Origin of the sequence: Mycobacterium kyorinense, from assembly GCF_002101735.1 — a bacterium.
In the GTDB taxonomy this organism is placed as follows: domain Bacteria; phylum Actinomycetota; class Actinomycetes; order Mycobacteriales; family Mycobacteriaceae; genus Mycobacterium; species Mycobacterium kyorinense.
In genome coordinates, this window is sequence record NZ_LQPE01000143.1 from 105,668 (window position 1) to 117,800 (window position 12,133).

Annotated in this window: 12 protein-coding genes and 1 pseudogene; 11 read left to right on the forward strand and 2 right to left on the reverse strand. The window is 66.2% G+C overall.

Features of this window, described 5'->3' with window-relative positions; all coding sequences use genetic code 11:
- Positions 1–2 precede the first annotated feature (2 nt).
- Positions 3–560, reverse strand: coding sequence for an Mce protein (locus AWC14_RS19005; RefSeq protein WP_235215804.1), 558 nt, complete (start codon positions 558–560; stop codon positions 3–5).
- Entirely contained in the window at positions 560–1,147 is a 588-nt protein-coding gene (locus AWC14_RS19010; RefSeq protein ID WP_045373872.1) for a hypothetical protein, read from the reverse strand. The genes AWC14_RS19005 and AWC14_RS19010 overlap by 1 nt, the downstream gene beginning before the upstream one ends.
- A gap of 336 nt (positions 1,148–1,483) precedes the next feature.
- On the opposite strand from AWC14_RS19010, the gene AWC14_RS19015 reads away from it, so the two are divergent.
- From AWC14_RS19015 to AWC14_RS19065, 11 genes and pseudogenes are all read left to right on the forward strand, one after another.
- The gene (locus AWC14_RS19015) at positions 1,484–2,344 is read left to right on the forward strand and encodes an MlaE family ABC transporter permease (RefSeq protein WP_045373874.1); all 861 of its coding nucleotides are present in this window, start codon (positions 1,484–1,486) and stop codon (positions 2,342–2,344) included.
- 1 nt (position 2,345) lies between these two features.
- A complete protein-coding gene (locus AWC14_RS19020) occupies positions 2,346–3,203 on the forward strand; it encodes an MlaE family ABC transporter permease (RefSeq protein ID WP_045373877.1) in 858 nt (285 codons plus the stop codon).
- Positions 3,204–4,724, forward strand: a complete 1,521-nt coding sequence (locus AWC14_RS19025) for an MlaD family protein (RefSeq protein ID WP_045373880.1) — start codon at positions 3,204–3,206, stop codon at positions 4,722–4,724. It begins immediately after the preceding gene.
- On the forward strand, positions 4,721–5,800 hold the full coding sequence (locus AWC14_RS19030) for an MCE family protein (protein ID WP_045373883.1): 1,080 nt from the start codon (positions 4,721–4,723) through the stop codon (positions 5,798–5,800). Before AWC14_RS19025 ends, AWC14_RS19030 begins: the two co-directional genes overlap by 4 nt.
- Positions 5,793–6,815: an MCE family protein gene (locus AWC14_RS19035; RefSeq protein WP_045373886.1), complete on the forward strand. Its 1,023-nt coding sequence runs from the start codon at positions 5,793–5,795 to the stop codon at positions 6,813–6,815. Before AWC14_RS19030 ends, AWC14_RS19035 begins: the two co-directional genes overlap by 8 nt.
- On the forward strand, positions 6,812–7,927 hold the full coding sequence (locus AWC14_RS19040) for an MCE family protein (RefSeq protein WP_045373889.1): 1,116 nt from the start codon (positions 6,812–6,814) through the stop codon (positions 7,925–7,927). The genes AWC14_RS19035 and AWC14_RS19040 overlap by 4 nt, the downstream gene beginning before the upstream one ends.
- A 2-nt stretch (positions 7,928–7,929) precedes the next feature.
- Complete coding sequence (locus AWC14_RS19045; protein WP_045373892.1) at positions 7,930–9,150, forward strand: MlaD family protein; 1,221 nt, start codon at positions 7,930–7,932, stop codon at positions 9,148–9,150.
- The gene (locus AWC14_RS19050; protein WP_045373895.1) at positions 9,147–10,397 is read left to right on the forward strand and encodes an MlaD family protein; all 1,251 of its coding nucleotides are present in this window, start codon (positions 9,147–9,149) and stop codon (positions 10,395–10,397) included. Before AWC14_RS19045 ends, AWC14_RS19050 begins: the two co-directional genes overlap by 4 nt.
- Before the next feature lie 25 nt (positions 10,398–10,422).
- A pseudogene (locus tag AWC14_RS19055) lies at positions 10,423–10,884 on the forward strand (Mce protein); the annotation flags it as partial.
- Complete coding sequence (locus tag AWC14_RS19060; RefSeq protein ID WP_045373898.1) at positions 10,854–11,645, forward strand: mannan-binding family protein; 792 nt, start codon at positions 10,854–10,856, stop codon at positions 11,643–11,645. The pseudogene AWC14_RS19055 and the gene AWC14_RS19060, both read left to right, overlap by 31 nt.
- A gap of 50 nt (positions 11,646–11,695) precedes the next feature.
- Positions 11,696–12,130 carry a MarR family winged helix-turn-helix transcriptional regulator gene (locus tag AWC14_RS19065; RefSeq protein WP_045373901.1) on the forward strand — a complete coding sequence of 145 codons (435 nt, stop codon included), beginning with the start codon at positions 11,696–11,698 and terminating at the stop codon, positions 12,128–12,130.
- The last annotated feature ends 3 nt before the right edge of the window (positions 12,131–12,133 follow it).

Genomic DNA, 12,133 nt, shown 5'->3' on the forward strand with positions numbered 1-12,133 from the left:
TCTCACGGCAGCTCGACCTTGCTGGCCAGCCATCGGCCGTCGACCTTCTCCATGGTCATCGTGACCCGGCTGCGGTCCAATTGTGGTTCGGGCGCGGCGGCGTTGCTCACCGACTGATCGACGAACAGCACCACCTCGACCTTGTTCTTGCTGGCCGATTTCACTCCTGCTTCGATGACGGTGCCGTGTGCGGCCGCCTTGTTGTCGATCAGCGTCTGACGCAGCTGTGCGCTCGATTGGGTGTACATGTTTTTGAACTCACCGGTCGCGCCGTCGAGGACGTCGGTGAAGTTCTTGTCGATCGCCTTGGTGTCGATGCTGGTGAGTGCGAGAGTGTATTTGGTTGCGGCGTCGAGTGCTTGGGCAGCGGCGATCTTGACCTGGTGGTGCTCGAACAACACCCATCCCTCGTAGCCGGCTCCGGCCAATACCGCGGCAAGCACACCGCAGGCAACCCACCGGCCTACCCTGCGCTGACGCCCTTTCGGCTCCTCCGGTTCGTCGTCGACTTCGGGCGTGGTTTCTTGCGCCTCGGTGTCTTTTTCCGTGGTAGTGGTCATCAGTTGCATGCCCCCGATTCGCGGATCGCATTACCCCATCCCGTCGCTGCCACGATGTTGGCGTGGCTGACGCCTGACGGGTCTTTCTTCTTGATGCCGACGCCGATACGGGTCAGCTGAAAGGCCACATGTGTCATCGATTCGCCGCCGTATATCGGCGAGTACGGGCCGAAGTTGTCGGGGTTGTTGGTCACGATCAACGGTTTGACCCGTGGCGCCAGGAAGACCGTCGACTGGTCGATATTGGCGACCACAGCGTCGGCTTGGCGTTGCACGCCGGCGGCCGAGTAGTCGTCGTGATGGTCACCCAGGTTGCGGTTGAACTCGTCGATTTGGCCCATCAGCGGGTCGAATTGCGCGTTGAACCATTGACAGGCGTCCGACATGCCGCTGACCATCTCGGGGGTCACCCGATACCTGAAGGTGTTGTACGGCCAGATGTCGACGTTGGGCGACCACTCGCTGGGCGCCGGGCTGAACACCGGCAGCGGCGGCGGCGGAGTCGGATCGGCGTGCGCGGCGCCGGCCAGCCCGAGCGCGGCCGCAGCCAGGCAGCTCGCCGCCCACGCCGACGCCACCGGAACCATGTAGGCAACCGTAAAGGACGAAATTGTCATTAACAAGAGCTCGGCGGCCGTCCTGGGCTGCTTGACGGCCAGGTTAGCCGAGAGCGGCCGATGTCCCGAAGGTTCAGCGCTCCCTCACCGCCGAACGGGTTGCTGCACACTATTGCCGCGCGTGGCCGAAACCGGTTGTAGACTACCGTTCTTTAAAAATAATGCCGTTCTGTAGGAATTTGCGGAGCGCACCCTTGTGAGTCTGCAATGCAGACCTGCATGGTGCAGCGACCGGTGAACGCGCCGCCCTGATTACTTCCGGGCAGTTTCACAAAAGTCTTCCGTCGTCGCGGAACCGTGATTAACATGCTCGCCGTGGATCGTGGCACAGACGTGGCGCCCGACGGCGTGGCGGCCATCGAAGAGTGGACCGCGGGCTACATCCGCCGGCACCCGCTCGCGTCGCTGGCGACCGTCGGAGAGCAGTACGTCCTGGCCGTGCGCACCATCCAGTACTTCTTTTTCGACCTCTTCACCGGACGCTTCCAGTGGATCGAGTTTCTGCGGCAGGGCGCGTTCATGGCGGGCACTGCGGTGCTGCCGACGGTGCTGGTGGCACTGCCGATCGGGGTGACGCTGTCGATTCAGTTCGCGTTGCTGGCCAACCAAGTTGGTGCCACGTCGCTGGCCGGCGCGGCGAGCGGGCTGGCCGTGATTCGCCAAGCGGCATCGCTGGTGGCCGCGGTGCTGATGGCGGCGGCCGTCGGCTCCGCGATCACCGCGGACCTGGGCTCGCGCACCATGCGGGAGGAGACCGACGCCATGGAGGTCATGGGCGTCTCGGTGATCCGCCGGCTGGTGGTGCCGAGGTTCGCGGCCGCGATCATGATCGGTGTCGCGCTCACCGGAATCACCTGCTTTGTCGGCTTTTTGGCGAGCTACCTGTTCAACGTCTACTTCCAGCGCGGCGCGCCCGGCAGCTTCGTCGCGACGTTCTCGTCGTTCGCCACCACCGGCGACATGATCGTGGCGCTGCTCAAGGCGGTGGTGTATGGCGGCATTGTCGCGGTGGTGGCCTGCCAGAAGGGCCTGTGCACCAGGGGTGGACCGACCGGCGTCGCCGACTCGGTGAACGCCGCTGTCGTGGAAGCGATTCTGGTGCTCATGATCGTCAACGTCGGCATCAGCCAGCTCTACAACGTGCTGTTCCCGCGGACGGGTCTGTGACATGACGGCCTCGACCTATGTTCCCGCCGTCGCGCGACCGGTCGTCGCGATCTACCGCAGAGCATCCGCGCCGACGATTCGGCTCGGACACATGCTCGTCTTCTTCGTCCGCGCCCTGGTGGCCGTGCCCGCATCGCTGAGGCAATACCGCAAGGAATTTCTGCGGCTGCTCTCCGATATCGCCTGGGGCAACGGCTCGATCGTGGTCGGCGGCGGCACCGCGGGCGTGGCGGTGGTACTCGGGTTCACCGCGGGCGCGCTGGTGGCCGTCGAAGGGTACAACTTTTTGAACCTGCTCGGGCTGGGTCCGGCGACCGGCATCATCTCGTCGCTGGTGAACACTCGCGAGCTCGCGCCGATCATGGCGTCGCTGGCGTTCGCGATGCAGGCCGGTTGCCGGTTCACGGCGCAGCTGGGCGCGATGCGGATCGCCGAGGAGATCGACGCGCTGGATTCGCTGGCGATCCGGCCGATTCCGTTCCTGGTGACGACACGGCTGATGGCGTCGATCATCGCCGTGATCCCGCTGTACGTGGCCTGCCTGGCGGTCACCTATCTCACCTGCCAGCTGGTCGCGGGCGTGATCAGCGGCGGATCGGTCGGCCCGTACCTGCACTACTTCACGATGATGCTGAGCGGCAAGGACATCGTCTATTCGGTGCTCAAATGCGTGGTGTTCGTGTGGATTTCGTCGACAGTGCAGTGTTACTACGGGTTTTACGCCGCGGGCGGGCCGGAGGGTGTAGGGGTGGCCGCCGGGCATGCCATGCGCGCCAGCATCACCGTCGTGATCATGGTGAACATGCTGCTCACGATGGCGTTGTGGAGCATCGACGCCGGCGCGAGATTTGGCGGCTAGATGGGCAATTCGTTGGACCTCGACGGGCGCGGGCCCTCCGATCAGCAGCTGCTGGCATACGGGGTGACCGTCCTGCTGGTGGTCGCCGCGGTCACCGGCACCCTGCTGCTGAAGTCGACCGGGCGACTCAACGACTACGTCCGGGTGGTTGCCGAGCTGGTCAACGTCGGCGACGGACTGCCGCAGCGCTCCGACGTGAAATACCACGGCCTGCTGGTCGGCGCCGTCGACAACGTCATCCCGGCAACCTATGGCAAGCCCAACTACGTGCACATCAACCTCAAACCCGACTACGCCGCTCAGATCCCGGCCACGGTCACCGCGCGGGTGGTGCCCAGCAACGTGTTCGCGGTCTCGTCGGTGCAGCTCGTCGACCGCGGGCACGGTACCGGCATCCGCAACGGCGCGCACATCCGCGAAGACACCGAACTGTCGACGGTGATCTTCCAGACCACCATCAGCAAGCTGCGTGACATCCTGGCCGCGACGGGCCGGGGACGCGAGGACCACAGCGTCGGCATTCTGGCCGCTGTCGGCGCCGCCACCGAGAACCGGCGCGTCAAGCTGCTCACCGCCGGCGCCCAGTTGACCCGGGTGCTGAACGAGCTCAACGCGATCGTCGCCACCGACCCCGGTCCGACGACCGTGTCGGCGCTGCTGGACGCCACCCGCGGCCTGCAGTCCACCGCGCCCGAGCTCGTCGACGCCCTGCACGATGCGGTCCGGCCGATGCAGACGCTGGCCGAAAAACGCGCCCAGTTCCTGTCTTTGGTGACCGGCTCGCAGCACACCTTCGGCGTCAGCCGGCAGGCGTTCGACAACCACACCGACCAGCTGATCGAGATGACGCAGAACCTGACGCCGGCCGTGGGCGTGTTCGCGATCAACAGCGACAAGTTCATGCCCATCTTCACCCGGCTGAAGCGGTTGTCCGACAAGTTCTTTGAAGAGGTGTGGGATCCCGAGCTGGACACCGGCAACATGCGGGTCAACCTGGCGCTGACGCCCACCTACACCTACACGCGCGCCGACTGCCCGCGCTACGGCGAGCTGAAGGGCCCCAGCTGCTTCACCGCCCCGGAGATTGCGGTGCGGGCCGACCTGCCCGAGGTGCTGCTGCCGCAGAACTACCATCCGCCAGCCGATCTCGCGCCGCCGCCGGGCACCCAGATCGGGCCCGATGGCAACCTGGTCGCGGTCGGGCCGCCGCTGGTCAACCCCGGTGGGCCCAACCTGGAGGATCCCAACCCGCCGTTGCCGTGGTGGCCGTGGCCTGTCGGTCCGGCGCCGCGTGTTCCCGGCACCGCCGATCCCGACGATGCCCCGCCGCCACCGCCGCCGCTGCCCGCCGAGGCGGCGCCCGCGTCGTACGGCGGAAACGTCGGTCCCGTCGGCAGCCAACGCGAACGGGACCAACTGGGCCTGATCACCGGTCAGCCACACCCGGCTTCGGTGGCCACTCAGCTGCTGCTGGGCCCGCTGGCCCGCGGGACGAGGGTGTCGTTGGAGGGAGCGAAATGAAGTTCCGCGGACCGCTGATCGGGCTGTCCATCTTCATGGCGATCGCCACCGCGGTGACGTGGCTGGTGTATGCCACGCTTCGGCGCGACGTGGCCGGGTCGACCACACCGTATGCGGCGATGTTCACCGACGTGTACGGGCTGCGCGTGGGTGACGACGTGAGGATGGCCGGGGTGCGGGTCGGTCGCGTCGAAAACATCGAGCTGGCAGGCAAACTGGCGAAGGTTTCGTTCATCGTCCAAAACGACCAGCGCGTGTACGGCAACACGGTCGCATCGGTGACCTACCAGAACATCATCGGGCAGCGCTATCTCGGGCTGTCACTGGGCGAGACCGGCAGCCGGACTGTGCTGCCACCGGGAAGCGTGATCCCGGTTCAGCAGACCGATCCGTCGTTCGATGTCGGCAAGATGCTCAACGGCTTCGAACCGCTGTTCTCGCTGCTGAATCCGAAGCAAGCCGACGACCTGACCAAGGGGGTGATCCAGTCGCTGCAGGGTGACCGGGCGTCCATCCCGCTGCTGGTGGAACAGACGTCGACGCTGTCCCGCACGCTGTCCGCCCGTGACCAGGCCCTCGGTGATCTGATCACCAGCCTGACCCGGGTCACCGACAACGTTGCCGCACAGAACGACGACTTGGACCATGCGCTGAGCCAAACCCTCGATGTGATGAGGGATTTCGATGCCCGTCGGCCATCGTTGCAGTCGTCGGTCGGCTCCATCGCCCAAGTCACCCGACGGCTTTCCGCGATCGCCGACGACGTCTATCCGGCGTTGGACGAGATGATCACCCGCCAGCCCGGTTTCACCAAACACATGGCCGGCATGGAGCCGCAGTTGGCGTTCACCGGCGACAACCTGCCGCTGCTGCTCAAGGGTTTGGCGCGGATCGTCGACGAGGGGTCCTACGGCAACGCCTATGCCTGCGACCTCAATGCCATCGGATTCTTCCCCGGGCTCAACGACATCACCACGTTCATCGTCAACGCGGCCACCCCGGGCAACGCCTACCCGATCACCACGAAGAACCTGGGCTGGCACACCCCGCGATGCAGGAACATGGCCAATGGCTAGGCGCCGACCGCTGGAGTCCTACAACAAGACCTGGCTCGGGTTCGTCGCCTTGGCGGTGGTCGCGGTTCTGGTCGCCGCATCGTTGTTGGTGAAGGTGCTCGGCATCGGCTACACCCACTACACCGCCGAGTTTCTGCAGGCGGCGTCGCTGCGTGCCGGCAACCCGATCACGATCGCCGGCATCGAGGTGGGCAGCGTGTCGAGCATCAAGCTCGTCGGCGACCACGTCGAGGCCGGCCTGAAGGTGCGCGACAACGTCCCGCTGGGCAAGGACACCCGGGCGGTCATCAAGGTGATGACGATCCTCGGCTCGCGTTATCTCGAACTGGTGCCCGACGGCCCCGCTTCACTGCCCGGCAAGACGATCAGCCTGGCCCACACCGAGGTGCCCTACGACCTGCAGTCGCTACTCGAAGACGCCACAACGACATTCGAGCAGGTCGACTCCGACCAGTTCGCGCAGTCACTGGCCGTCCTGGGTAAGCAGCTCGAGGGCGTGCCGCCGCTGGTTCCGCAGGCGATGGCCAACCTGCACACGTTGTCGGCGATCACCGCCGACCGCCGCGACCAACTGGGCGCACTGCTCAAGAGCACCCAGCGGGTGGCCAATACGCTGCGGCGCCAGCAGACCAATCTGGGCAACCTGATGGATCAGGGTCAAGACCTGATCGGTCATTTGGTGGCGCGGGAGGCCACCTTTCACGCGATGTTGGCGGCGCTGACCCAGCTCGTCGATCAGCTCGACAAGATCGTGGTCAACCACCGGCCGATGCTCGACGAGTTGTTCACCAACCTGCACGAGCTCACCAACATGGTCGGCCAGCACGACGATTTGCTGCGCAACCTGCTGCAGGCCGCCCCGGTGCCGCTGCGCGGCCTGACCAACGCCACCGGGTACGGGCCCGTCGTCGAGTTCAACCTGGCGAACGGGCTTGCCATCGACTCGTGGATGTGCGCGATCAGTGGACGCGCCAAGGAGTTCGGCATGATCCAGTACTTCAAGGACTGCAAATGATCAACGGCAGGCGCAGGGTTATCGCCGTGATCGCAGCGATCGCCCTGCTGGCCGTCGCAGGCCTCGGGGTGGTGGGCTACTACATCAAGTCCCGGCTCGACACCATCACGCTGACCGCCCAATTCGACAGCGCTGCAGGGCTTTACGAGGGCAACGCAGTCGCAGTGCTGGGCATGCCGGTCGGAACGGTCAGCAAGATCACGTCGAAGGGCAGCTACGTCGAGGTCGAGTTCACCGTCGACAAGCACGTCAAGATTCCCGCCGCCGCGCAGGCGGTGACGATCACCACCTCGATCCTGACCGCCCGCCAGATCGAGTTGACGCCGCCGTATCGCGGGGGCCCGGTGTTGAAGAACCACGACACGATCGGGCTGACCCGAACCAAGACGCCGGTGGCCTTCGACCGGTTGCTCGACATGCTCGACAAGGTCTCGAAGTCGCTCAAGGGCAACGGCGCCGGGGGTGGGCCGATCGCCGACCTGACCGACGCCGCGGTCGGAATCTCCGACGGCAACGGTCAAAAGATCCTGGCGGCTCTCGACGAGCTGTCGAAAGCATTGCGGCTCAGCTCCGAACGGGGCGAAACCACCCGCGACGAGTTGACCACGATCGTCACTGATTTGAGCTCGCTGGTGGAGGCCGCCGCCCGCAACGACGCCAAGGTGCGCCAATTCGGCTCGACGACACACCAGCTCAGCCAGATGCTCGCCGACGAAGGCTTCGGCACCGGCGCCACCGGGCGCACCATCAACAAGATTCTCGACCAAGTCGCCTCGCTGATCGAGGCGAACCGGGAAAACCTGAAACAGGCCATCCGCAACGGCGACACCGCCGCCAAGTCCGTCGTGGACAACCAGCGCGGGGTCGCGGAGATGCTCGACGTGCTCCCGCTGACCCTGGAGAACCTGTACAACACCGTCGACCAGAACAACGGCGCAATCCGGGTGCACGGGCTGCTCGACAAAGCGCTCACCGACAGCCAATCCGCCAAGGAAATCTGCAACCTCATGCACTTGCGGCAATTGGGCTGCAGCACAGGGACATTGCAAGACTACGGGCCCGACTTCGGATTGACGTACATCCTCGACGGACTTTCGGCGATGGGACAGTAACGATGGCGCACAAAGCGTTGGCCGTCGTGGCCGCCGCAGCCGTGACCGCCGGCTGCGCCACCAACGGGTTGAGCAGCCTGCCGCTGCCGGCGCCGGGAATCGGCGGCGGCGGATACCTGCTGCACGCCGTCTTCTCCAACGCGCTGAATCTGCCCGCACACGCCAAGGTGAAACTCGCCGGAGCCGACGTCGGCCAACTCGAGTCGATGGTCGCGCACAACTACACCGCGGAAACCACGCTGCGCATCATGGACGGCGTCCGGGTGCCGGTGGGCAGCACCGCGGAGTTGCGGTCGGCCACCCCGCTCGGCGACGTGTTCATCGCGATCAAGCCGCCAAACCCGTTGCAGCCCACCGCACCGCTGCTGCACAGCGGCGACACCATCGGCCTGGAATCCACCCGGGCCGCCGCCACCGTGGAGTCGGTGCTCGCCTCGGCGGCGCTGCTGGTCAACGGCGGCGCGGTCCGCAACTTCACCAATATCGTCAACGGCGCCGGCAAGGCGACCGGTGACCAGGGTCAGGCGTTCGGCGACCTGATTAATCGGACCAACGCGCTGCTGGTGAAGCTCAACGCCCGATCGGGCCAGATCGACGAGGCGCTGACCGAAACCGCGCGGCTGGCCGATCGGCTCGACGAGAAGAACCAGGCCATCACCGAGGTGTTGCGGGCGGTCGGGCCGGCCACCGACGTGTTGTCGGCCGACGCCGACCAAATCGCCGACGTCGTCGAGCAAGTCGGAGCCACTACCCGTCAACTGCAGAAGTTCCCGTCGATCGCCGGCACCGACAAGACCGGCCGCAGCGTCATCAAGGATGCGAACGCGATTGCGGCGGCGTGGAATGACGTCTCGGTGAGTCCCGACACCAGCCTGGCCGCCCTCAACAGGTTGATCGCGCCGGTGGTCAAGGGCACGTCGAGCTCGGCGATTTCGGTGCGGGCGAGCTTCGACCGGCTGGTGATGGGGTCGCGGCCGGGCACCGGGGCGGAATCCGGCGGGTTCAAGGGTGATCCGGTTTTCCACGGTCCGATGCACCGCGACATCAACAAGTTCATCGGCTCGCTCAAGTACGCGCTGTGGCGGCTGCAGGAACGTGTTGTCGGGCGCGGGCCCGACACGTCGATGGGTCAGAACCCGTGGACGCCGGTCGGGCCGCCGCTGCCGCCGGCGCCACCGGGAGAGGCACCGCCTGATCCGTTCGCCCAGGAGCCGCCGGGATGATCGACACGGTCAGCCGGCTGATCGTCGGTATCGTTCGGGCGGGTCACCGGCAGCGGGCGTGGTTGTCGGGCATGGCGCTTGCACTGACACTCGTTGTGGCCGTGGCGTATCTGTTGATCGGCGCGCTGCGGGTGAACCCGCTGGACTCGACGTATCGTGTCAGGATCCAGCTGCCGGAATCCGGTGGCCTGCTGCCTAATCAGGACGTCGCCGTCCGCGGAATCCGGGTCGGGCGCATCGAATCGCTGGAGGCCACACCGTCCGGCGTCGAAGTGATCGCCCACATCAAGAAGGACGTCAAGATCCCGGCTTCGAGCCCGGTGCGAGTGTCGGGACTGTCACCCGCCGGCGAGCAGTACGTCGACTTCGAGCCCGCGTCGAACAACCGGCCATTCCTGGCGAATGGCAGCGTGGTCGGGCCCGAGCGGGCCAGCACCCCGGTTCCGCTGTCAGCGCTGCTCGCCGACGCCGACGGGATGCTGGCCCAAACCGATCCGAAGAAGCTCGAGCTGGTCAAGAAGGAACTGAGCCTGAGCAAGGAGGGGCCGCGCAAGCTCACCGACATCATCGACGGCGGCACGTTCCTGCTGTCCACCATGGATCCGGTGCTGCCGCAAACGGTTTCGGTGCTCAAAACCAGCCGGGTGGTGCTGACCACGCTGGCCGACAAGAACTCCGGACTCGCGGCCGCGACGCAAGACGTCGCCCAGGTGATGGCCGGCGTCAACAAGATGGACGGCGGGTTCCGCCGGTTCGTCGAGCGCACACCCCGGGTGCTGTCGTCGGTGGACAACCTGTTCGACGACAACTCCGACACCATGGTCGGGTTGCTGGCCAACCTGGTGACGACGGCGCGGCTGGTGTACGTCCGCGTCCCGGCGCTGGCCGCGGTGTTCCCCAACTATCGGGGGTCGACGCTGGAGGCGTTGGCGACCACCATGCACGACCACGGGCTGTGGGCCACCGCCGACATCTACCCGCGCTATACCTGCGACTACGGCACCCCACGCCGGCCGTCGTCGTCGGCGGACTACCCCGAGCCGTTCCTCTACACGTACTGCCGCGACGACGACCCCGAGGTGCTGATCCGCGGCGCCAAGAACGCTCCCCGGCCCGGCGGCGACGACACGGCCGGACCGCCGCCGGGCGCCAACCTGGGCCAGACCACCGACCCAACACCCAAGGGCCGCTTCACGATTCCCACCCCCTACGGCGGGCCGACGCTGCCCGTCGAACCGCCTCGCTGAATTGGAGCCAATCATGAAATACCTGCGCATCGGGCTGGTGGCCGCGGTGCTCGCCGCCGCGTTCGGTATCGCCGGAACGCTGGGCTGGAAGTTGTGGGAGGAGCACACGGTCAGCCAGGGCGCCCAGGCTGCCCGGCAGAGCGCGGTCGACTACGCGCAAGTGCTGACCAGCATCGACTCCAATCAGGTGGATCAGAACTTCGCGGCGGTACTCGGCGGTGCCACAGGCCAATTCAAAGACACCTACACGGAGGCCAGTGTGCAGCTTCGGCAGTTGCTGATCGACAACAAGGCCACCGCGCACGGCGTCGTGGTCGCGTCGGCCATCCAGTCCGAAGCCAAGGACAAAGTGGTCGTGCTGTTGATGGTCGATCAGACGGTCACCAACGCCGCGCGGCCCGACGGCCGGGTGGACCGCAGCCGGATGAAGATGACGATGGAGAAGGTCGACAACCGATGGCTCGCAAGCAAAGTCGAATTGCCGTAGCCTGGCTCACGGTTGTCGCCGCCGTGAGCGGGGCGCCGGTGGCATCGGCGTCGGCCCAGACGTTCTGCGGAGATCTCGGCGGCCAATGGGACGGGCAGTACTGCCACTCCTCGGTGCTTTCCGAGCGAAAAGCGGTGCGCGACATCAAGATGGCGATCCCGGGCGATCTGGTGGACAACCCCACCGCCGGCCCCGTGATACGCGACTACCTGCGCACGCTGTCGCAGAACTGGCGCGCCAAGGGCGCCACGATGGTTCAGGACAGCTGGGGCGAGGAGAACTACCAGGTGTTCCAGCACGGGCCCGCGCTCAGCGTGGCGTTCCACGAGGACTACCACGCCGACGGGCCGTGGATCAACAACGCCTACCGCACTTTCACGTTCGACATGGCCGGCGGCAGGCGGCTGGAGCTGACCGACATCACCAAACCGGGCGTGGATCCGCGGGCGGCCATTCCGCCGTTGGCCGAACCGTTCATTGCGGAGGCACTCGACCGGGCGCCCTGGCAGCACTCCCCAGGCACGTACCCGTTCACCGTCGATCGGTGGACGCCGGACAAGGTGTACTCGGGTGGCTACAAGGCGTGGGCGCTCACCCCCGACGAGCTGATCCTGTACATGCCGGACTATCCGGTGGGCCACGACTCCCCCGTCCAGTACGGCCAGGCTCAGCAGTGGTCGATGGACGGCGGGACCGTCGAGCCGCACATCCCGCTGGCCGCGCTGAGTTCGATCCTGCGTCCGGAGTTCGGCGGGACCTAATAGACAGGCGAAACTGTTCAGTTCAGCCTGTCTAGTGTAGGGTGGCGGGCATGGACGGGCCGAGCGAGTCTGCAACGCAGGCGGCGCGCGATCTGCGGGTCTTTTTCAGCCGGCTGCGACGCCGAATGCGCGAGGTCGCCACCGACGACGACCTCACGCCATCGCAGACGGCGGTGCTGACTCGACTGTGGAAAGACGGGCCGTCGTCGGCCAGCGTGCTGGCCAACGCTGAGCGGGTTCGACCTCAGTCGATGGCGGCCACGCTGACCGGACTCGATCGGCACGGCCTGATCCGGCGTGCGCCGGATCCGGAAGACGGTCGCCGGCAAGTGATCTCGTTGACCGCGGCCGGACGGCGACGTGCCGAGCACCACCGCCAGCTGCGCGGCGAATGGCTGGCCCAGGCCATGCAGGAGCAGTACTCGGACAGGGAGCGCCGCGTCATTCTCGAGGCGTTGTCGCTGCTCGAGCGCTTGACCGACTAGCGA

What these genes read in the sequence shown, in the direction of transcription:
- AWC14_RS19065 (WP_045373901.1), top strand. Translation starts at nt 11,696, where the DNA reads ATGGACGGGCCGAGCGAGTCTGCAACGCAGGCGGCGCGCGATCTGCGG.
- AWC14_RS19025 (WP_045373880.1), top strand. Translation starts at nt 3,204, where the DNA reads ATGGGCAATTCGTTGGACCTCGACGGGCGCGGGCCCTCCGATCAGCAG.
- AWC14_RS19030 (WP_045373883.1), top strand. Translation starts at nt 4,721, where the DNA reads ATGAAGTTCCGCGGACCGCTGATCGGGCTGTCCATCTTCATGGCGATC.
- AWC14_RS19015 (WP_045373874.1), top strand. Translation starts at nt 1,484, where the DNA reads ATGCTCGCCGTGGATCGTGGCACAGACGTGGCGCCCGACGGCGTGGCG.
- AWC14_RS19010 (WP_045373872.1), bottom strand. Translation starts at nt 1,147, where the DNA reads ATGGTTCCGGTGGCGTCGGCGTGGGCGGCGAGCTGCCTGGCTGCGGCC.
- AWC14_RS19005 (WP_235215804.1), bottom strand. Translation starts at nt 560, where the DNA reads ATGACCACTACCACGGAAAAAGACACCGAGGCGCAAGAAACCACGCCC.
- AWC14_RS19060 (WP_045373898.1), top strand. Translation starts at nt 10,854, where the DNA reads ATGGCTCGCAAGCAAAGTCGAATTGCCGTAGCCTGGCTCACGGTTGTC.
- AWC14_RS19040 (WP_045373889.1), top strand. Translation starts at nt 6,812, where the DNA reads ATGATCAACGGCAGGCGCAGGGTTATCGCCGTGATCGCAGCGATCGCC.
- AWC14_RS19045 (WP_045373892.1), top strand. Translation starts at nt 7,930, where the DNA reads ATGGCGCACAAAGCGTTGGCCGTCGTGGCCGCCGCAGCCGTGACCGCC.
- AWC14_RS19050 (WP_045373895.1), top strand. Translation starts at nt 9,147, where the DNA reads ATGATCGACACGGTCAGCCGGCTGATCGTCGGTATCGTTCGGGCGGGT.
- AWC14_RS19020 (WP_045373877.1), top strand. Translation starts at nt 2,346, where the DNA reads ATGACGGCCTCGACCTATGTTCCCGCCGTCGCGCGACCGGTCGTCGCG.
- AWC14_RS19035 (WP_045373886.1), top strand. Translation starts at nt 5,793, where the DNA reads ATGGCTAGGCGCCGACCGCTGGAGTCCTACAACAAGACCTGGCTCGGG.